15 protein-coding genes are annotated in these 19,767 nt (G+C 58.5%); 8 read left to right on the forward strand and 7 right to left on the reverse strand.

The features are described from left to right. Nucleotides 1-528 precede the first annotated feature (528 nt). Nucleotides 529-702: a hypothetical protein gene (locus QZ268_RS04730; RefSeq protein ID WP_295448802.1), complete on the forward strand. Its 174-nt coding sequence runs from the start codon at nucleotides 529-531 to the stop codon at nucleotides 700-702. A gap of 340 nt (nucleotides 703-1,042) precedes the next feature. Here QZ268_RS04730 and QZ268_RS04735 read toward each other — a convergent pair whose 3' ends face one another. After that, entirely contained in the window at nucleotides 1,043-2,185 is a 1,143-nt protein-coding gene (locus QZ268_RS04735; RefSeq protein ID WP_295448805.1) for a PLP-dependent transferase, read from the reverse strand. Nucleotides 2,186-2,363: 178 nt separating this feature from the next. Here QZ268_RS04735 and QZ268_RS04740 point away from each other — a divergent pair, with 178 nt between their 5' ends. Next, nucleotides 2,364-2,849 carry a GNAT family N-acetyltransferase gene (locus tag QZ268_RS04740; RefSeq protein WP_295448808.1) on the forward strand — a complete coding sequence of 162 codons (486 nt, stop codon included), beginning with the start codon at nucleotides 2,364-2,366 and terminating at the stop codon, nucleotides 2,847-2,849. A 14-nt stretch (nucleotides 2,850-2,863) separates the two neighbouring features. Here the strand turns inward: QZ268_RS04740 and QZ268_RS04745 are convergent, their stop codons facing one another. The 3 genes from QZ268_RS04745 to QZ268_RS04755 all read right to left on the reverse strand — a co-directional run bounded on the left by QZ268_RS04745 (nucleotide 2,864) and on the right by QZ268_RS04755 (nucleotide 6,021). Next, the gene (locus QZ268_RS04745) at nucleotides 2,864-4,072 is read right to left on the reverse strand and encodes a pyridoxal phosphate-dependent aminotransferase (protein WP_295448811.1); all 1,209 of its coding nucleotides are present in this window, start codon (nucleotides 4,070-4,072) and stop codon (nucleotides 2,864-2,866) included. A 154-nt stretch (nucleotides 4,073-4,226) separates the two neighbouring features. Further along, the gene (locus QZ268_RS04750) at nucleotides 4,227-5,123 is read right to left on the reverse strand and encodes a LysR substrate-binding domain-containing protein (RefSeq protein WP_295448816.1); all 897 of its coding nucleotides are present in this window, start codon (nucleotides 5,121-5,123) and stop codon (nucleotides 4,227-4,229) included. 1 nt (nucleotide 5,124) lies between these two features. Then, nucleotides 5,125-6,021, reverse strand: a complete 897-nt coding sequence (locus QZ268_RS04755; RefSeq protein ID WP_295448820.1) for a LysR substrate-binding domain-containing protein — start codon at nucleotides 6,019-6,021, stop codon at nucleotides 5,125-5,127. Between the two features lie 143 nt (nucleotides 6,022-6,164). On the opposite strand from QZ268_RS04755, the gene QZ268_RS04760 reads away from it, so the two are divergent. Both QZ268_RS04760 and QZ268_RS04765 read left to right on the forward strand, forming a co-directional pair. After that, the gene (locus QZ268_RS04760) at nucleotides 6,165-7,667 is read left to right on the forward strand and encodes an aldehyde dehydrogenase family protein (protein WP_295448823.1); all 1,503 of its coding nucleotides are present in this window, start codon (nucleotides 6,165-6,167) and stop codon (nucleotides 7,665-7,667) included. Continuing rightward, complete coding sequence (locus QZ268_RS04765) at nucleotides 7,657-8,931, forward strand: FAD-binding oxidoreductase (protein WP_295448826.1); 1,275 nt, start codon at nucleotides 7,657-7,659, stop codon at nucleotides 8,929-8,931. The genes QZ268_RS04760 and QZ268_RS04765 overlap by 11 nt, the downstream gene beginning before the upstream one ends. Nucleotides 8,932-9,008: 77 nt before the next feature. Here QZ268_RS04765 and QZ268_RS04770 read toward each other — a convergent pair whose 3' ends face one another. Continuing rightward, nucleotides 9,009-10,052, reverse strand: a complete 1,044-nt coding sequence (locus tag QZ268_RS04770) for a zinc ABC transporter substrate-binding protein (protein WP_295448829.1) — start codon at nucleotides 10,050-10,052, stop codon at nucleotides 9,009-9,011. Nucleotides 10,053-10,169: 117 nt separating this feature from the next. Here QZ268_RS04770 and QZ268_RS04775 point away from each other — a divergent pair, with 117 nt between their 5' ends. Genes QZ268_RS04775 through QZ268_RS04785 form a run of 3 tightly spaced genes read left to right on the forward strand, consistent with a single transcriptional unit; the run spans nucleotide 10,170 to nucleotide 12,258 of the window. Beyond that, a complete protein-coding gene (locus QZ268_RS04775) occupies nucleotides 10,170-10,658 on the forward strand; it encodes a transcriptional repressor (RefSeq protein ID WP_295448833.1) in 489 nt (162 codons plus the stop codon). Continuing rightward, on the forward strand, nucleotides 10,649-11,434 hold the full coding sequence (locus QZ268_RS04780) for a metal ABC transporter ATP-binding protein (RefSeq protein WP_295448836.1): 786 nt from the start codon (nucleotides 10,649-10,651) through the stop codon (nucleotides 11,432-11,434). Before QZ268_RS04775 ends, QZ268_RS04780 begins: the two co-directional genes overlap by 10 nt. Beyond that, nucleotides 11,431-12,258, forward strand: a complete 828-nt coding sequence (locus QZ268_RS04785) for a metal ABC transporter permease (RefSeq protein ID WP_295448839.1) — start codon at nucleotides 11,431-11,433, stop codon at nucleotides 12,256-12,258. The genes QZ268_RS04780 and QZ268_RS04785 overlap by 4 nt, the downstream gene beginning before the upstream one ends. A 16-nt stretch (nucleotides 12,259-12,274) precedes the next feature. Here the strand turns inward: QZ268_RS04785 and QZ268_RS04790 are convergent, their stop codons facing one another. Then, nucleotides 12,275-14,572 carry a response regulator gene (locus tag QZ268_RS04790; RefSeq protein ID WP_295448842.1) on the reverse strand — a complete coding sequence of 766 codons (2,298 nt, stop codon included), beginning with the start codon at nucleotides 14,570-14,572 and terminating at the stop codon, nucleotides 12,275-12,277. Between the two features lie 17 nt (nucleotides 14,573-14,589). Next, the gene (locus tag QZ268_RS04795; protein WP_295448845.1) at nucleotides 14,590-15,444 is read right to left on the reverse strand and encodes a PhnD/SsuA/transferrin family substrate-binding protein; all 855 of its coding nucleotides are present in this window, start codon (nucleotides 15,442-15,444) and stop codon (nucleotides 14,590-14,592) included. Between the two features lie 389 nt (nucleotides 15,445-15,833). On the opposite strand from QZ268_RS04795, the gene QZ268_RS04800 reads away from it, so the two are divergent. Further along, on the forward strand, nucleotides 15,834-19,682 hold the full coding sequence (locus QZ268_RS04800) for a PEP/pyruvate-binding domain-containing protein (protein ID WP_295449037.1): 3,849 nt from the start codon (nucleotides 15,834-15,836) through the stop codon (nucleotides 19,680-19,682). The last annotated feature ends 85 nt before the right edge of the window (nucleotides 19,683-19,767 follow it).

The following is a 19,767-nucleotide window of genomic DNA, read 5'->3' on the forward strand; positions in this document are numbered from 1 at the left end:
ATCGGCATTTTGGCTTCAAGCCACTTTGCAAGCTTGCGACGTTCGTCCAGCTTCAGGTGACAGTAGTGGGTTCCCATTCTTCATCCTCCGTGCAACTCTCTGTTTTAGTAAAGAATTTGCACTTCGTTTGTGAATCCACCCGGCGACACACCTTAATCCAATAATCTGGATTATGTTATTTTAATCCGCCAAGATCAACCTCGGCCACGCAGCTTGCAACGTTGACGGCCGTCAAGACTGGAAAATGCGTAAAACCACTGCGCTTTCAAAGCTAAAATTTTCCTAAAACATCCCGAACCCCGACGCCAAAAACCGGGGAAAGCACACCATTTTTCCTGTTAACCAATAGAAAAACATTAATATTTCTGAGCGGAAGTTTAGCCACCTGCAGGGGTAGTAACACTTCGTCAATAACCCTTATCAATTTGAAAAAAAGCACCCGTTTTTCGCCACATCTAGTGCCTGAGCTGCGCATTCCACCTCTCTAGCTCTGACCTCCAACACAGATTTTACTGCGAGGAGTAAGTTATGAGCGAGCGAGCAAAACGCGTGGTTCCATCCGCAAAAACCGGCACCGCAGGCCGCCTCATTGCCGCAAACTATCCGCAGCAGTTGAACGCCTGGTACCTGCGGACGGGTCGTAAGCGGATCAACAGCATCTACAAAATCAAGGGCAGCCAGATGGGCGTCCGGGCCTGCTAAAAGCAGGCCTATTCCGGCGCCGCAGCGGACAATGTCAACGCTGTCTTTGACCCATGCGCTCCAAAGCTCATGGAATTCGGCCCCCAGCCGCGACAAGGGTCGCCCATGGCGGGGGGAGTGAGCATGGCCTCAAAGCACAGCCTGACACCAACGCATCTGGTCGGGGTTGCCGCCCCCCCTATGCCCAACAGCTAAAGGCAGCGCTACAGCGCCCGGTCTATGATCTGACAACCTCGCGGCGAGAATGGCCAAGGTGGTGCACTGCCAGGCCTTTCCTGGATTTATTTGAAACCAGGCCAGGCTTAACAAGCGCCTCATGCCACCGTGCCTGTAGGAGGCCCTACCCCAGCAAGGCCTGATTGAGGTCCGAAATCAAATCATCCACGTCTTCAATCCCGATGGAGATCCGCAGCAGGTTTTCCGGGATACCGGTATGGGGCTCAATGGTGTGGCGATGTTCCACCAGGCTTTCTACCCCACCAAGCGAAGTCGCGCGATGAAACAGGTTCAACCGCCCTGCCACCGCCAGCGCCACCTCGCGACCACCTTTGACCAGAAAAGACATCAGGAACCCATAGCCTCCGGTCATTTGGCGGCTGGCCAGCGCGTGGCCCGGGTGGCTGGGCAAGCCGGGGTAAAGCACATCTTCGACCTCTGGGTGTTGGCTGAGAAACTCCGCGACCGCCATGGCATTGGCGCACATCTTTTCCACTCGCAACGGCAGCGTGCGCATGCTGCGCACCAATAGCCAGGCCTCAAAAGGACCCATTACAGCGCCGGCCTCATTGCGATCCATGCAGATCGCCTCCCAGAGCGGGGTGCGTGCGCGGGTGCTCAGCACCCCGCCCAGCACATCGGAGTGACCATTGATCACCTTGGTGGCGGAATGCATGACGATATCCGCCCCCATCTCCAGTGGCCGGGTCAGCAGCGGGGTCGCAGCGGTGCTGTCCACAACCAGACTGGCGCCAGCACTCTGCGCGCAGGCTTTAGCCGCTTTGATATCGACGGTTTTCAGCCAGGGGTTTGAGGGCGTCTCAATAAACAAGAGCTGCGCCTGCTGCGCCGCGCAGAGCGCCTGCAAAGCCGCCGTATCGCTGGCCTCGACCTCGTGTAGAGTAATATCACGGCGCGCACAGAAATCGCGGATCCATTTGGTGGTGCCCCAATAGATGCCCGACTGCACAATCACCGCACCTCCATTGGGCACCGTGCGAAACACCGCCGCGATGGCTGCCATACCCGATGGAAACAGCTGAGTATCCGCAGCGCCCTCAAGACGGGACAGAATGTCTTCACCAAGCCGCACCGCCTCATTATGGGAACGCAGGTAGACGTTGCCCTCATTGACCAGCTGATAGTCCCGGTCCCGCACAAAGGTGGTGGAGGGCTGCAAAGGCGGCACCACACCACCACTGGCCATGTCAATCGCGCCTGCGGCTTGGGCCGCTATCGTCGCCGGTTTCATGTCATTGCGGTGCATCTCTCTGGCTCCTTGCTTTGGGTGCCCTATCTTTGAAGCCCGCCCTCGCCAAGTTCAATTGCTTTAAGTGCAAAAGACATCACTGCGCCCAAAATTTCGCCGTAGGCGCCGCTTGTGATTTGTGTCCCGCCATGGTCCGATTACTCTGACTTTTTGATCCCCCAAGGACTGCCCGACAATGCCCGTACAAATTCGCCAGGCCCAGCCGCAGGACGCCGCCAGCATTGCCGCGATTGCCAACACATTGATCCGCGACACCTTATTTACCTTTACCACACAGGAGCGTCGGCCCGAAGAAATCGCCACGCGGCTGCAAGAGGACCCCAAGCCGTTCTTACTGGCAGAGCGTGACGGCCGAGCTCTTGGCTTTGCCACCTACGGGGCCTTTCGCTCTGGCCCCGGGTATCGCCACACCCAGGAACACTCAATCCAACTGCTGCCCGAAGCACAGGGACAAGGGCTGGGACGGGCCTTGATGGCCCAACTGGAAGAGGCCGCCCGTGCCAGGGAGGTACATGTGCTGGTGGCTGGCATCAGCAGCGCCAATCCAAAGGCAGTCGGGTTTCACAGTGCCATCGGGTTCACCCGCACAGGTCTTATGCCTCAGGTCGGGCACAAATGGGGCCAATGGCTGGACCTCATTCTGATGCAAAAGCAGCTATAAACCGCCCCGGATTTTCAGCGCAGCTGATCCACCGCCCGCGCCAGTCGCGCCAGGGCCTCGCGCAGCTCTGCGGTGCTGGTGGCGTAGGAAATGCGGAAATAGGGCGACAGCCCAAAGGCCCGCCCCGGCACCATGGCAACATCATGCTGTTCCAGCACATAGGCGCAGAAATCCGCATCCGTTTCCAGAATTTCACCCCCTGGTGTGCGGCGACCCAGAACACCGGCGCAACTGGCAAAGGTGTAAAAGGCGCCTTCAGGGCGAGGGCAGCTGATCCCGTCCAGGGCGTTGAGCCCATCAACCACCAGATCACGGCGGGCCTGAAAGCTGCTGCGCCGCTCTGACAGAATCTGTTGTGAGCCGTTCAGCGCCGCCACTGCTGCCGCCTGGGACACAGACGAGGCACAAGAGGTCGACTGCCCCTGAATCACCGCCATCGCAGCAATCAGCGCAGCGGGGCCGCCCGCATAGCCAATGCGCCAGCCAGTCATGGCATAGGCCTTGGACACTCCGTTGATGGTCAGGCAGCGCGATTTCAATCGCGGCTCAACCGCTGCCGGGGTGGCAAAGTCAAACCCCTCATAGGTGATATGCTCGTACATATCGTCGGCCATGATCCAGACATCCGGATGCTGCAGCAAGATCTGCAGCAGGGGGGCGTAGTCCTTGGCCCCATAGGCCGCGCCAGAGGGGTTCGAGGGCGAGTTGAACAAAACCCAGCGAGTGCGCGGCGTCAGCGCCTGTTGCAACTGCGCCGGGGTCATCCGAAAGCCGGTCTCAGCCTCGCAGGGCACCAGCACCGGTTTGCCACCGGCAAGGGCAATGATATCCACATAAGAAGTCCAGTAAGGGGCTGGAACAATCACCTCATCGCCTGGTTCAAGACTGGCCATAAAGGCGTTGTAGAGCACCTGTTTCGCCCCGGTTGAGACGATGATTTCATCCAGCCCATAATCCAACCCATGATCGCGGCTGAATTTGGCGTTGATCGCCTGTTTCAACGCTGTAGTGCCACCCAGGGCAGTATATTTGGTCTCTCCAGCCCTGATCGCATCAACAGCCGCCTGTTTGATCGCATCCGGGGTGTCAAAATCCGGCTCCCCCGCCCCCAGGACGATCACCGGCCGCCCCTGCTCTTTCAACTCTGCAGCGCGCGCGCCAATTTGCAAAATCTCTGATACCTCGATGGCATCAATACGGCTGGCCTTGCGAAACTCTGACATGGATAGGGTCCTACAGCTGAGAGCACAGGCGTCGGGATCCAACGCCCGGCGCTCAGACCCAAAGCCTAAGCCTCTTCAACGGGCAAAATACTCCCCTTCTTGGACCCAACTCATTCCAAAACCGCATAGATCTGCCCGTTCGGATCCAGAGAAGTTAGGCAAGGTCACCGGTTTTCTGCCGCAGCTGCCGGGTAATCCAGGTCTCGAATTTTTGCACCGCATCCGCCGCGACCCCGTGTGGGCGCACCAGATAGTACCGCTTGTTTGAGCGTAGCCCCGGCCCCGGCAACCGCCGCAGCGCCCCCGAGGCAAGCTCATCAGAGACCATGTCAAAGGGCACGATAGCAGCACCCAGCCCAGCAACGGCAGCGCCGATCACCATAGAATACTGATCAAAATAGCGCCCATCCTGGCGCGGCTTGCCCTGCACCCCGGCCTCAAGAAACCAATCTCCCCAGGCGTCGCTGCGGCTGTCCAGATGAACCAGCGGCACCTCTGGCAGGCTCTCCATGCTGTCCAGCCGATGGCTGGCAAACAACTCTGGCGCCGCAATTGGCACCATCTGCTCGCCAAACAGTTCAACCATACGGGCACCGGGCCAGTTGTCGCCGCCATAGTGGATCGCCAGGTCAAAGGGATCGCGGGCAAAGTCAAAGGGTTCCAGCCGGGTCGACAGGCTCAGCTCGATCTCTGGATGGCGGGCAAAGAAATCCGGCAGGCGCGGAATCAGCCAACGGTTGGCAAAGGTCGGCAACACCGCGATCCGCAGGGCACTGCGCCCTGCCCCCGCGGCCACCGCCTTTTGCACCGAACTGCGCAGCGCCCCAAGATCCTGCGCCAAATCCGCCGCCAGCCCCGCGCCCGCGGCTGTCAGCACCACTCCGCGCCCCACCCGTTGAAACAGGGCAAAGCCAAGGTCGGTTTCCAGCTCTTTCACCTTCTTGCTGACAGCACTTTGGGTCAGACCGATTTCTTCCCCCGCCGCCGTAAAGCTCTGATGGCGGGCAGCGCTGTCAAAGCAGCGCAGATGGGTAAGACTGGGCAGACGCATCTCAGAACTCCTCTGTCGCGATCTGCGCAACCAGCCAATTGCGAAACTGAATAAGCGGGTAATCGTCAGCATGGTCGGGCGGCCAAACCAGAAAATACTCTCCCAGCGAGACCGGCGCACCAGAGATTGCCAGCTGCAACCGGCCCGCCGTGATCTCGCTTTCAGCCAGAAAGGTCGGCAGCAGGGCAATGCCCAGTCCATGCACCGCCGCCTGGGTCATGGCAGAGGACTGGTCAAACAACATGCCCTGCAACCGCTCGGCACTAACCTCATGTAGGGCAAACCACTGCTCCCAGCAATCCGGATGGGTTTCCAGATGCAACAGCGGGTAGCCCAGCAAATCTGCGGGCTCGGAAAGGGGTGCAGACAAAAAATCAGGGGCGCAGACTGGCAGTACATGTTTTGGCATCAGGGGCAGATACTGCACCCCCGGCCAATCGCGGGTGCCATAGTGAATGGCCGCCTGCGCCGTTCCTGCCTCAAAGCTGAAAGGCAGGTTGTGGGTCTGCAAATTGACCGTGATGCCGGGATGCTGAGCCACAAAATCCTTCAGGCGAGGCGCCAGCCAATGCAGCCCAAAGGAGGCCAGAATCGACAGGTTCAAACTGCCGCCATCCGGGTTCGCCCGCAGCTTGATCGAGGCCTGCGCCAACCGGGACAGGATGACACGGGCTTCTTTGGCATAGTTTGCCCCGCCCGGGGTCAACTGCATGCGCATCTGATCCCGCGCAATCAAATCCACCTCCATCTGCTGCTCCAACTGTTTCAGCTGGCGGCTAATTGCACTTTGGGTAAGGTTTAGATCCTCGGCCGCCGCCGAGGCGCTGCCCAGACGGTCCACCGCCTCCAACGCCAGCAGGGACGAGATCGACGGCAAAAAACGGCGCGGCGCTATCATATGATCTTTCCTCATAGCTTTAGGATTTAGTATCATGTGCATTTTCAAGTTTGCCATGTGATTTATAGGAAAATGCCCTGAGCGGCCAGCGCCAAACCCCGCAATTTGCTCATGGCCAGATAGTTTCCTTGAAAGGATGGACCATGCCTCATTCCCAGATCCTCACCGCAGCCGGTTTTAGCAAAGACGCGCTGACCGGCGGTAGTCTCAGTGTCAAAACCCCTGTCGATGGCAGCGAAATCGCCTGTATTGCCACGCACAGCCTGGCCGATGCAGAGGCGCAGATCGCAAAGGCCAAAGCCGCTTTCAAATCCTGGCGGCTTGTCCCCGCTCCCCGTCGCGGCGAGTTGGTGCGTCTGCTTGGTGAAGAGCTGCGCCGGGAGAAGGAAACTCTTGGGCGGCTGGTGACGCTGGAATGCGGCAAGATCTATCAGGAAGGCCTCGGCGAAGTGCAGGAGATGATCGACATTTGCGATTTTGCCGTCGGCCTGTCGCGCCAGCTTTATGGCCTGACCATTGCGTCAGAACGCCCCGGCCATGCCATGCGCGAAAGTTGGCACCCCATGGGCACCTGCGGCGTGATCACCGCTTTCAATTTCCCGGTCGCCCCCTGGTGCTGGAACGCGGCACTGGCGTTGGTCTGCGGCGATCCGGTAATCTGGAAGCCCTCGGAAAAAACGCCCCTGACCGCCCTGGCAGTGCAAAAAATCTGTGATCGGGTCACTGCCGCCTTTGGCGAGGAAGCCCCAGAAGGCCTAATCCAGACCCTGATTGGTGAACGGGATCTGGGCCAGGCCCTGACAGCCTCCAAGGATGTTGCGATCATTTCCGCCACCGGATCGGTGCCCATGGGTAAGGCCGTAGCACAGGACATGTCCCAGCGACTGGGCCGCACCATTCTGGAACTGGGCGGCAATAACGCTATGATCGTTGCCCCCTCGGCGGACCTGGAAATGGCCCTGCGCGCCATTGTGTTTTCTGCGGTTGGAACTGCCGGACAGCGCTGCACCTCGCTGCGCCGCCTGATCGTCCATGCCGATATCTATGACGCGCTGATCCCACGGCTGATCAAGGCCTATGCGGGCCTGCCTATTGGCGACCCGCTGGCAGAGGGCTCTTTGGTGGGTCCGCTGATTGATGACCTGGCCTTGGCGGCGATGGACAAGGCCTTGACCCAGGCCAAGACCGAAGGCGGTGTTGTTCATGGTGGCGGACAGGCCCTGGTTGAGAGCCATGGCGCTGCGGCCTATGCCCATCCGGCCATTGTGGAGATGCCAAGCCAGAGCCAGATCATGCACACCGAAACCTTTGCTCCGATTCTTTATGCGGTGAAGTATGAGGATCTGGATCACGCCATTGAGATGCAAAACGAGGTGCCCCAAGGGCTAAGCTCCTGCATCTTCTCGACGGATCTGCGCGAGAGTGAATATTTCCTCTCGGCAGCCGGGTCTGATTGCGGTATCGCCAATGTTAACATCGGTCCCTCTGGCGCCGAAATCGGTGGCGCTTTTGGCGGTGAAAAGGAAACCGGCGGTGGACGGGAAAGCGGCTCTGATGCCTGGAAGGGCTATATGCGCCGCCAGACCAATACCGTGAACTACTCGCGGGAACTGCCGCTTGCACAGGGAATTAAATTTGACATCTGACCTGACCTCTAGCCTCTGGCACCAGACCTGCCAGGAACACCCCGCCTCCTCGGTTTTGACCGGGGAGGTGACGGCAGATCTGGTGGTGATCGGTGGCGGCTATACTGGCTGTTCCGCTGCCCTGAAGGCCGCAGAAATGGGCGCCTCCGTGCATCTGATCGAGGCAGAGGTCTTTGGCCATGGTGGGTCGGGGCGCAATGTCGGCCTGTGTAACGCCGGGCTCTGGTTGCCGCCGGAAGATATCAATGCCCGCCTTGGCGCAGAGGTTGGCAACCGGCTGTCACAGGCACTGGGGAAGGCGCCGGATCTGGTTTACGGATTGATCGAGCGTCACGGCATCGCCTGCGAACCAGTGCGCAATGGCACCCTGCACTGCGCCCACGCCCCCAGCGGCATGCAGGATCTGCAACGCCGTGCCGACCAGCTGCAGTCCATTGGCGCGCCGGTTCAGCTGCTGGAGGCAAGCCAGGCTCAGGCCCGTGTCGGCAGCAAGGCCGTCCATGGCGCCTTGTTTGACCCCCGTGCCGGCACCATCCAGCCGCTAGGCTTTGTCCGCGGCCTGGCCCGCGCCGCCATCGAAGCTGGCGCGCAACTCCACGACCAAACCCCCGCCACCGCAATCAGCCGTGACAAGGACAGCTGGCAGGTTACCACCCCCACAGGAAGCATCCGCGCCAAACATCTGATCATGGCCACAAATGGCTATGCCCGTGCGATGACCGGTTATGACGCCCCGGCGATTGTGCCTGTGCATTATTTCCAAGGTGCAACAGCGCCGCTCACCGCAGCCCAACAAGAACAAATCCTGCCGGGCCTCGAAGGCTGCTGGGACTCTGCCCTGGTGATGTCCTCGTGGCGGATGGACCAACAGGGGCGTCTGATCATTGGCGCCATGGGCGCACTGGACCATTTTGGCAGCGGTATTCACCAAAGCTGGCTGGCGCGGAAACTGGCCGCTGCATTTCCGACCCTCGCCGGAGCCAAACTGGAAAGCCAGTGGTTTGGCCGCATCGCCATGACCCGCGAATACCTGCCAAAGATTAAAAAGCTGCAGGGGGGCTATGTCAGCTTCGGATATTCGGGGCGCGGAATTGGACCGGGAACGCTGTTTGGTCAGAAAATCGCCGAAGCGCTGATTTCAGGCGATGAAAGCCGCCTGCCATTGCCCGCCACAGCAGACCACAGCCTGCCTTTTGCCGGCCTGCGTGGTGCCTATTACGAAACCGGGGCCACGCTCACGCATCTGGTCAAAGATCGGATCTGAAGCACGCCTGAAACACAAAAGGGCCAGAGTTGCCTCCAGCCCTTTTGAAACGCACCTGTTTGCAGGTCGGTTTGATCTCAGTAACAGTCGGCCATTGCAGCACCCAGCTCTTTCAACAGCGCAGGGTAGAAACCCGCACCATGTTCCAAACCCGTTCCCATCGGATCAATGACCACTGTTTTTGCACCGCTGCCTTCCAGGACAGTTGCCACAAGGTCCGGGTTGAACTGCGGCTCTGAAAAGACACAAGAGACCTGTTTCTGCGCCACAACCTGCTGAATCTCTGCGATCCGGGCCGGACTTGGATCAGAGGCATCACTCAAGGCGATTGCACCAGCGGCCTGGATGTCAAAGCTGTGCTCGAAATACTGATAGGCATCGTGGAACACCACAAAGCCGCCATCGCGGACAGCGCCCAAACTGGCTTTGATCTCTGCCTGGACCTGTTGAATTTCCACCTTTCCCGCCGCAGCATTGGCGGCATAGGTGGCCGCATTTTCCCCATCCAGCGCCGAAAGCTCTGCCGCGATCACATCCAACCACAGTGTCGCGTTTTCGGGGGCGAGCCAGACGTGGGGGTCCAGACCGTCATTATCATGCCCGTGGTGATCTTCTTCATGCGCATGCCCCTCCTCATGCCCCTCATCATGGTCGTGTTCATGATCATGGGCGTGATCGCTCTCGGCGTGTTCCTCATGGGCCTCTGCAGTGTGGCCATGGTCGTCATGGTCGTCATGGGAAACGCCATGATCATGGGCCTCAAAACCCACCCCCTGACGGAATGGCAACGCAAGACCGCCTTTCAGGGTCATAAGCTCCACAACCTGCGCATCCTTGGCCAGCTCTTCAACGGCGCCCTCCAGCCAGGGCGTCAACGCCTCCCCCACCCAAAAGACCAAATCTGCCTGCGACAGGGCCAGGGCTTCGGAGGGACGCATGGAGTGATCATGTGGCGAAGCCCCAACCGGCACCACCAGACTGGGCTCTCCCACCCCCTGCATGACCCGCGCGACCAAACCATGCACAGGAGCAATATCGGTTGCCACCTTAGGCACATCTGCCATGGAAAGACCGGCAAACCCCAAAAGGGCGGCAACAGAAGTCAGGGAGGTTTTTAGCATGGGATCTCTCATGTAATTTTATAACATCTCACGGCTTGTTAAACGTCATATCATAACATATCAAGGGCCAAGTTCATTCACCCTAGACATCAGCCCTGTCAGCGGAGGCCACAGACTATGGAATCCATCGGCTTTGAAGCCCATGATCACACCAGCTGCATTGTCAGCTGCATCGACGCGGTTGATAGCCAGTGCAAAGCACAGGGGCTACAATTTACACCGGTCCGCAAACGAGTCCTGGAAATTCTGCTGCAAGAGCACCGCGCCCTGGGCGCCTATGAAATCCTCGACCGGCTGCGCGAAGAAGGGCTCGGCTCGCAACCTCCCGTCGCCTACCGGGCGTTGGATTTTCTTGTGACCAATGGGTTTGCCCATAAGATTGAACGCCTGAATGCCTTTATTGCCTGCACCCACCCCGGCGAAGACCACGCCCCGGTTTTTATGATTTGTCGGCTGTGTAAATCCGTGGCTGAGGCCCAGACCATTCCAACAAAGGGCCAATTGGGTCAAGCCGCGCGCGATGCTGGGTTTCAGATCGAGCGCACGGTGGTCGAAGCCGAAGGCCTATGCCCCAAATGCCAAAAAGCCGCAGATAAATGCATTTGATTGCACTACAGAATCTCTCCGTCACCTATGGTGGCAACACAGTGCTGTCAAACGTGACCTTTGGCATCGCCGCGGGGGAGATCGTCACTATCGTCGGTCCCAATGGTTCAGGCAAATCGACCCTGTTGCGCAGCGTCATTGGCGCCCAGATGCCCAGCCAAGGTAGCGTGACCCGCAGCCCGGACCTGCGCATTGGCTATGTGCCACAAAAGTTGCATATCGATCCAACCCTGCCAATGACAGTGCGTCGTTTCCTCAGCCTACCCGACAGGGTGTCAGATCAACAGGCTGTCGAGGCCTTGCAACAGGCCGGGGCCGGGCAATTGTCCAGCCGCCAAATGGCCGATCTGTCGGGCGGACAGTTCCAGCGTGTTTTGCTGGCGCGGGCACTGCTGTGCAAACCACAGCTGTTGATTCTGGACGAGGCAACGCAGGGCCTGGACCAACCTGGATCGGCGGCCTTTTACCAACAAATCGAAACCCTGCGCGAAACTCTGGGCTGCGCCATTTTGATGGTCAGCCACGAGCTGCATGTGGTCATGGCGGCCTCGGACCGGGTGATTTGCCTTAATGGTCACATCTGCTGTGAGGGAGAGCCGGAACATGTGGCCTCTGCCCCAGAGTATCGCGCCCTGTTTGGCAGCGGCACCCAGGGCGCGCTGGCGCTGTATCGCCATGAACACAATCACAGCCACGACCACAGTTGCGGCCATGATCACGGCAAAGATGTGGTTCTTTCCCAAACCCCAGATGTTACCGAAGAGGCCCGAGGATGATTCCCCTGTTGGACAGCTTTCTGCTGCGCGCCGCCTTGGCCGGAACCGGCGTTGCCGTTGCCGCTGCCCCTTTGGGCTGCTTTGTGGTCTGGCGCCGCATGGCCTATTTTGGCGATGCCACCGCCCATGCCTCAATTCTGGGCGTGGCACTGGCATTGGGGTTTCAGGTGCCAATCTTTGCCGGAGTGCTGATAATTGCCCTGTTGATGGCCACCGCGGTCTCCAGCCTGAGCGGACGCGGCTTTGCCATGGATACCCTGCTGGGGGTTCTGGCGCATTCCTCGCTGGCCTTTGGGCTGGTGGCGGTCTCCTTTTTGCAGGGGATCCGCATTGATCTGATGGCCTATCTGTTTGGTGATATACTTGCAGTAAGCCGGATGGACCTTGCGGTGATCTGGGGCGGCGCGGCGCTGGTTCTGCTGCTGCTCTGGGCCAGATGGTCTGCCCTGCTGACCGCCACGCTCAGCCCGGATCTGGCCTATGCGGCAGGGATCAACCCCAAGCGCGAACAGCTGGTCCTGACCATTGCTCTGGCCCTGGTTGTCGCCACCGCCATCAAGGTGGTGGGTGTGTTGTTGATTTCAGCCCTGTTGCTGATCCCCGCTGCCGCAGCCCGCCCCTTTGCTGCAACGCCAGAGCGCATGGCCACCATTGCCGTGGGGATCGGTGCTCTCTCGGCCCTTGCCGGTCTGCAGCTGTCCTTTATGCTCGACACCCCCACCGGGCCAACAATTGTCTGCTTTGCCGCAGTGCTTTTTGCCCTGACCAATCTCTTCAGCCTTGTCTACCGCCAACTGCAGGCCACATCAGCCCAGAGCCGCTAGTGCCACCATCAAAGCATCAGTTTTGCCGCAGCCAGAGCTCAGTCGTGGCACCACTGTGCGGTTGGCTCCATTTGTAAATCGCCGCAAGCAGGGCCTGTTTGTTGATTGGCTTGCTGAGGAAATCATCCATGCCTGCGGCCAGGCATTTGTCACGATGAGAATCCAGCGCATTGGCGGTCAGGGCGATGATAGGGCAGCCTGTCCCGCTGGCCTGAGCGGCGCTTTCAATTGCGCGGATTTTTAGCGTCGCCTCGACCCCATCCATCACCGGCATCATCATATCCATAAGAATAATGTCCGGCTGGACCTCCGTGAACAGCTCGACCGCCTCGGCACCGTTTGCAGCAATGGTGATGTCAAACCCCGCGTCCTTGAGCATCCGTGTCACAACCAGCTGATTGGTGCGGTTGTCCTCTGCGATCAGCAGCTTCATACAATCGGTGTTTTGCGGAGCCACCCGACTGGGAGTGCTGAGGCTGGGCGACTGTTTCTCAGGACTAAGCGCCCGCCCAAGCACCTGTTTCAACTGCGCTGCGCGCAGCGGCTTGAGCACGATTTCACAATCCTTCAACCCATCCTCACCGAACCGGCTCATGGCAAGGTCAACCGAAGACAGCATGACAATTGGCAGTGTTGCATAATCAGGAATGGCTCGAATGCGCCGTGCCAAGGCGCGACCGTTCATTCCCGGCATCTGGTAATCCAGGATGGCAAAGTCCAAAGACCCAAAGTCCTGACGCGCATTCGCCAACACCTCCAGGGCCTGCGCTCCGCTACTGGCCTCAAGGCTGTGCACGTCCCAGGTGTTCAGCCGTTCCGTCAGGATCAGCCGGTTCAGCTCCAGATCATCAACAACAAGACCGGTTAGCCCCTTCAGGGTCGGCACAGTCACCGGAACCGCCTCCACCTGATCGGCGAGCGGCAAATCCAGCTGAACCGTAAAGACCGAGCCCTTCCCTTCTGTGGAATCCACCGAGACACCGCCGCCCATCAAATTCACCAGACGCGCTGAAATAGCCAGCCCAAGACCGGTGCCTTCGAAGCTGCGCGTTGCGCCAGTATCCACCTGCTCAAAGGCACTAAAGACCGATTCAAGCCGGTTTTCGGGGATACCAATACCCGTGTCCGTGACGCTGATTGTCAGACCGTAGCCTTTCGGGTTTTTCTCACCGCTCACATCAATATAAACATAGCCCATATCCGTAAACTTCACCGCATTACCAATGATATTGGTAATCACTTGGCGGATGCGACCAACATCGCCCTCGAAAAATTCTGGCAGGTCTGGATCATAGCGCAAAATGATCTCGACCCCCTTGCCTGTGGCCTTGGGCGACAGCAGCGTGACCACATCTTCGATGGCTGTCAGTAGATTAAACGGCACTCGGATCAGTTCGAACTTCCCTGCTTCGATCTTGGAGAAGTTGAGAATGTCATTGATAATTGTCAGCAGCGCAGAGCCGGATTTTGAAATGGTTTCAGCATAGATCTGCTGATCCTCATCCAGGTCAGTTTCCATGATCAGTTCTGCCATGCCAATCACGCCATTCATTGGCGTGCGGATTTCATGGCTCATATTGGCTAAGAACTCCGACTTCGCCTGATTGGCAATATCTGCTTCCTCGCAGGCGCGCTCCAAAGCGAGTTCACGTTCATCGCGCTCAGCGAAGGTGTCTTCCAGAACACCCACCGAAAAGTTGAGCGCCCAGAATTCCCGAGAGGCATACCAAGGTAAGGTTCCGGCCCGCCCACGCGCACCGGCTAAAACATCCGACATCCGCAGGTGAATCGTTTTCAGGGGATTCAGAGCCAGAATACTGATCAACCCCAAAACCAGTGCTGACAGCCCAGCAACCGCAAGGACGGTCCACATGATTGTATATCGGACTCTTTCCTGCACCAAGGCCTGCCCTTCCAGCATCGACCACCGCACGACCATCGTGCCGAACTTGAACCCTTCCATTTCGACCGATTGCTCGTAGGTCACAAATTCTTCCTGTGCGGCGATGCCGCGCCTATTGGCAGTCGCAATCGTAGCACCATCACTGTTCAGGATCTGGATAGACAAAATTTTGGGCGTTCGAACCAGGGCCTCTTGAAGACCGGTCTCCAGGACCGGCACGTCTTCCACAATGATGGACTCGAGCATCAACCCGCTCAGCAGCGAAACCGTTAGCCCGGCCTGTTCATTCAATTGATCACGCAACCGGTTGCCTTCGGTCCGTCTGGCAACAGCTCCCACAACCAGCGCAACCAAAAGAGCGGCCAGCGACAGTGAAATCACAATCTGAAACAGGATACCCGTGCGTTTCATGTCTCTGCTTTTCTAGGCTAAAAGCTACGGCTTTGTTCGATTGCGTCGCGGATAATGTCGTAATCAGAATCCTGGCTGGCCAAAAATCCATTCTTGGCAACACGTCGAAGAATTTCTTCGTTCTGGGCCGCCAACATGACCTGCCGCATCGCTTGCACAATCTTTGGATCTAGCTCCGCAGAGGCCAGCCAGGGCTTTGTCACATTTTCAAAGGACACCAGAACCCGGATCGAAACCCCTTTGGCCACAAGTTTTATATAGGTGCTTTCTTTCAACGCCCCTGCTGCAAATTTCCCGGCCCCCACCGCCTCTCCGACCAGATCATGTCGGCCCAAATAGGCAAAGCTGTGTAAATCGCTGCCTGTGATACCAGCATCCAGTAATTGCGCCTGCGCCAAATACCGACCGATTGTTGACAGCTCATCACCAAAGGCAAAGGTCAGCCCAACCAGTTCATCCAGGGATTCGACCGAACTGTCGCGATGGACCACAATCACCCCCTTGAACCGCTTTTCACCCTTTTTGGATTCCATCGCCACGATACGGATCTGCGGATTGAGTTCCTTGACCCTGACGTAAGACGCCGGACCAAACCGGGCAAAGTCCACTTCACCCTCCGCCAACTGGCGCACACCTTCTTCGTATTCCTTGGCAATCGCCATCTTGATCGTGACCCTTTCCCCCAGTCGTACAGACATCCGGTCCGCCAGAAAGGTCAGGAAAGGGCGGTATTTGCGCACTGTTTCGGTAGGTTTGTCAGCGGCATAGGTTCCAAAAGTAAGCGTTATATCCGCACGCGCATCACAGGCCGCCAAGACCAGCATCCCCAGGGCCAGGATAACGGCATAAATACTGCTATTGGACTGCTGCATGGATGAGCCTCCTGGCCAATTTTGAATCTGTTAACCGCATGGGTCTCTTACCTATCAACCATCAATTGAGTTCATCACGTTAATATCCTCGCATCCTTTTCTAAAAAATTTAGTTGAAACTCTTGGTTGCCGCCAACGGTTAACCGTTCAGCAACACTTTAGGTATCTTTTAATTAAAATCACACAACCCTGAATGCTTCCCTAATAGTCAAATAGGACTCTCAGTGCAAACACCGTCCGTCCCCGCCAATACTCGCAAAACTTGTATTGCACTTCTGTTCACTACACTGCTTTTGAGTGTCCCCATTGCTGCCCAGGCTATTCCCTCGCCGGAGTTGGTCATTGGCTCTGTCACCTCACTGACACAGGTTTTTGCAGTCGGGCTGGCGATGATTTCCGGGACTGGCGTGCTTGTGGCCACCAAGCTGGGGTTCAAGCCACAGACCACACAGCAGCGCTATCCGCTCAGGCTTATTTCCGCACTGCTGTTCTTTGTGGCGATGCTGGCAGCCGCAAACTACTGGCAATTCAAGTCTCACCAGAACGCCGAGCAGGCCCGATTACAAGAAACCCTGCTCCGCCCGGCGCAGTTTGCCGGTACCCAGATCAAAGACGACTCGCTGAAAGAGACCAGCTTCACCAAGCAAGAAGAGAACCCTCTGGCCATCTCCACCGAGCAAGCCGCCGCGCTGCTGGCCGCCGGAGACACCGCATTCTTTGACATTCGCGAAACTGGCGAAAACGCTATGGGCAGCCTGCCCGGTGCGCTTCATATCCGCTTTCCCGATTTCCTGCAGTCCCGGCCGCTTCAGCCCGGTCAACGCGCAGTGGTGTTTTGTCATAACGGCAACCGCAGCTCTGAAACTTGCGCCGAACTGGCAAAACTTGGCATTGACTGCAGCTTTATCGCCGGCGGCATTGAGAAATGGATCGTCGAAGGGCGGCCTTTTAGCGATGCCGAGGTTCAAACCCTCGCCGATCTGCGCGCCATCCCAGAATATAGCAACAAAGACACGCTGCTCAGCACCGCTGACTTCACCACATTGGTAGACACCACAGACCTGCAAATCCTTGATACCCGATATCCCGGTGATTTTGCGGCCGGCCATCTGCCCGGGGCGATCAATATCCCAATCCGCGCCCTCCCAACGGATGAGTTGATGCGCCGCATCACCGCCCTGGAAGACAAACCAACAGTGACTGCGTGCTACGATCGTCGCAGCTGTTTTATGGGGCAGGTTCTGGGGCTTGAACTGACCCAAAACGGCATCGACTACCAAGGTCGCTACACCCTGCCGTGGGAGTATTTTATTGCACCACCGCCAAAACCGCATGTGCAGACCTGGCTGGCGGAGCAAAACCAAACCTATTGGCAACAGGCGGTTTCTGCAGTGGCAGCGGCACTGATCTGGAGCCATGAGCGCAGCCATCTGTTGCTTGGGCTGTTTGCCTTTTCCCTGTTGACCCGTATTCTGATCTTGCCTGTGGCGTTGAAGGCAGAACGTGATCAGATCATCACCCACAACAGCGCCGATGCGCTCGCAAAGCTCAAATCCAAACTGGCCCAGGACCCCGTGCGCAAAGCCCGCGCCCTTCAGGCCTTTTATGCCTCCAAGGGGCTGACCCCCCTGCGCAACTTGACTGCGCTGCTGTTTTTACCCGTGATGATGCTTGGCGTGTCCGCCGCAGGCGAGGCCAGTGGCCTGCACCCTATCCAGGTGCTCTGGATCGCAGATCTCGGCCAGCCGGACCCGCTGTTTGCCTTGCCGCTGCTGTTTTGCGGATTGGCCGCGATTTATCTGGTCTGGGCCGTTGCCAAGACCGCACGGCAAGTCAAGCTTTGGCTGTTCTTGGGCGTTCCCGTCTTGTTTGCCATGGTCTATGGCCTCAGCGCTGCCGCCAATATCTACCTCTGTTTCAGCCTCAGCCTGTTGCTGCTGCAACGCGCCTATGTGACCGGGGTACACAGCACTCTGCAACACCGCATCGCCCTGTGGCACCACCAGCGACAACTTGCGCAATTGCCCGCCGGGGTTATCCCCATGGGCTATACCGAAGAGCTGGCAACAGCAGGCAACAAGGCTCTGCGTCTATCCGTGCTGAAAAACGCTGGCCTGCCAGTCCCCGGCGGTGTTGTGCTGCGCCGCGAAGCCGTTGACGACTTCCAAAAGATGACGCGGCCACAGCAAGACAGCTTTGCCGCGCAGATCTGGCAGCTGGTGGGGGAAAAGCCCTGCGCAGTGCGCAGCAGCGCCAGCAATGAAGACGGCGCCGATCAAAGCTTTGCCGGGGTGTTTGATTCCGAACTGAACGTCACCGGCGCCACCATGCGCGCAGCGCTCAACAGCGTGGTGGCAAGCTTCACATCTGACCGGGCCGCCAGCTATGAAACACAGGGGCCAGAGGACTCCTCAGCCAATATCCTGGTGCAGCACATGGTGCAGGCTGACTACGCCGGCGTCTTGTTCACCCAAGACCCCAGTGCCCCCGGCATGACCATGGTGGAATGGGTGCGGGGCTGCGGTGACGATCTGGTCTCAGGTCGGGTCACACCTGTCTCGCTGCGCTTTGGTCGCTGCAGTGGACTGCCCGCCGCCCCAGATCAGGATCAAACCCTGGATCTGGCCCCCCTCTTGGCCCTCGCACGCCGGGTTGAGGCCGCCTTTGGCTGCCCACAAGATATCGAATGGGCCTATGCGGATGGTCAGTTCCAGATCCTGCAAAGCCGCGATATCACCACTCTGGCCCGTGGCCCCGAGGCGGAACAGACCCGCCTGGCGGAATGGCGCACCATTCTTGACCGCTTTGGCGACGCAGATCCGGATATGGTGATCCTGGAGCAGGATGAAATGTCCGAAGTCCTGCCCCGCCCGACGCCGCTGTCATTCTCCCTTATGGCCAGTCTTTGGGCGCCTGGTGGCAGTGTGGATCACGCCTGCCGCGCCCTGGGCGTGCCCTATGGGCTGCCCGAAGGGCGCGACGGCCATCTCGTCAATCTTTTTGGCAAGACCTATGTGGATGCCAGGTTAAAGCAGGCGATGACGCTGAAACTGACCAAGACCAAAGCGAAACAGCTGCGCCGCCAGGCCCCCCCTCTGGTCGCAGATTTCCGTACCAAGACCATGCCGCGGATCGCGGATCGGCTGGCGATCTGGCAGGCGGTGGACTACGCCGCCCTCCCGCAACACAAGCTGATTGAGACCATTCAAGACCTGCATCACCTCTTTGCCCAGGAAATCTACGTCGAGGCTGAAAAGATCAATATCCTTGCTAGCTTCACCATGGGAGAGGCCAGCGCCGCCACCGCAGGTGACGCCAGTCTGCGCAGATATCTGATGCAGACGGATCTGCCCAACACCCCCTCTGCACTGCTGGCGTCCTGTCACGGCAACCACGAAACCGCCATGGCTCTGATGGGACATCGATCCATCTTTGATTATGAACTCAGCACCCCACGCTACAGCGAGGCCCCTGCCCTGCTCTGGCCGCTGCTGGAAAACCCGATTGAGCAGATCTCCGGCCATACAGCGCTGCCAGCCAACCTGCCACATGACCTGAAAAAGACAATTACGCTGGCGCTGACCTTTCAGGATCTCAAGGAGCAGTCCAAACATGAGGCGCTGCGCATTCTCGCCGAGCTGCGCCGTGCGCTGCTTACCCTGGGCGCGACTTCAGGCCTGGATGATCTGATTTTCCAGTTCACCCTGGACGAGCTGCAGCACAACGATTGGTCGGCCCCAAAAGAGTTGCTGCAATTGGCACAAGCACGCAAGTCCCAGGAAGACACACGCAAAGTCGCGGCTCCAACCCAGGTGCAACTGACACTACGGGATTGCGAAATGCTGTCGCTTGGCGCTCAGGCGCCGCTTACAGAGGGCGCTCTGGCAGGTACCTGCGTTGCCGGACATGGCAGGGTGACAGCTCGCGCCTTCTGGGTCACCGATGAAACAGCCACAGGGCCGGAGGTGTTTGAGGGCTTTAACGACGGCGATATCTTGGTCTGCCGCATGATCAACCCCGCCTGGCTGCCCTATGTGCAGCGCTCTGGCGCGGTGCTCAGCGAGGTTGGCGGCTGGTTGAGCCACATGGCCATTGTCGCCCGCGAAAAGGATATCCTGATGCAGGTTGCCTGCAAGGGGCTGGGTCAGATTGAAACAGGCGTCCAGGTCACCGTCAGCGAAGATGGCAGTATCACCCTGGTAGAGGACGGGCAGAGGAGGCAGGCCGTCTCTGCCTGAGCGGCCAAACAAAGGCCACCACCTGATCTATCACCCAGGGCTGCCCATCACAAAACCGCCAGAACGGTTGTTATGAATTCCACCC

The organism is uncultured Pseudophaeobacter sp., from assembly GCA_905479575.1.
Taxonomy (GTDB): domain Bacteria; phylum Pseudomonadota; class Alphaproteobacteria; order Rhodobacterales; family Rhodobacteraceae; genus Pseudophaeobacter.

What these genes read in the sequence shown, in the direction of transcription:
- QZ268_RS04730 (WP_295448802.1), top strand. Translation starts at nt 529, where the DNA reads ATGAGCGAGCGAGCAAAACGCGTGGTTCCATCCGCAAAAACCGGCACC.
- QZ268_RS04735 (WP_295448805.1), bottom strand. Translation starts at nt 2,185, where the DNA reads ATGCACCGCAATGACATGAAACCGGCGACGATAGCGGCCCAAGCCGCA.
- QZ268_RS04740 (WP_295448808.1), top strand. Translation starts at nt 2,364, where the DNA reads ATGCCCGTACAAATTCGCCAGGCCCAGCCGCAGGACGCCGCCAGCATT.
- QZ268_RS04745 (WP_295448811.1), bottom strand. Translation starts at nt 4,072, where the DNA reads ATGTCAGAGTTTCGCAAGGCCAGCCGTATTGATGCCATCGAGGTATCA.
- QZ268_RS04750 (WP_295448816.1), bottom strand. Translation starts at nt 5,123, where the DNA reads ATGCGTCTGCCCAGTCTTACCCATCTGCGCTGCTTTGACAGCGCTGCC.
- QZ268_RS04755 (WP_295448820.1), bottom strand. Translation starts at nt 6,021, where the DNA reads ATGATAGCGCCGCGCCGTTTTTTGCCGTCGATCTCGTCCCTGCTGGCG.
- QZ268_RS04760 (WP_295448823.1), top strand. Translation starts at nt 6,165, where the DNA reads ATGCCTCATTCCCAGATCCTCACCGCAGCCGGTTTTAGCAAAGACGCG.
- QZ268_RS04770 (WP_295448829.1), bottom strand. Translation starts at nt 10,052, where the DNA reads ATGCTAAAAACCTCCCTGACTTCTGTTGCCGCCCTTTTGGGGTTTGCC.
- QZ268_RS04775 (WP_295448833.1), top strand. Translation starts at nt 10,170, where the DNA reads ATGGAATCCATCGGCTTTGAAGCCCATGATCACACCAGCTGCATTGTC.
- QZ268_RS04780 (WP_295448836.1), top strand. Translation starts at nt 10,649, where the DNA reads ATGCATTTGATTGCACTACAGAATCTCTCCGTCACCTATGGTGGCAAC.
- QZ268_RS04785 (WP_295448839.1), top strand. Translation starts at nt 11,431, where the DNA reads ATGATTCCCCTGTTGGACAGCTTTCTGCTGCGCGCCGCCTTGGCCGGA.
- QZ268_RS04790 (WP_295448842.1), bottom strand. Translation starts at nt 14,572, where the DNA reads ATGAAACGCACGGGTATCCTGTTTCAGATTGTGATTTCACTGTCGCTG.
- QZ268_RS04795 (WP_295448845.1), bottom strand. Translation starts at nt 15,444, where the DNA reads ATGCAGCAGTCCAATAGCAGTATTTATGCCGTTATCCTGGCCCTGGGG.
- QZ268_RS04800 (WP_295449037.1), top strand. Translation starts at nt 15,834, where the DNA reads ATGATTTCCGGGACTGGCGTGCTTGTGGCCACCAAGCTGGGGTTCAAG.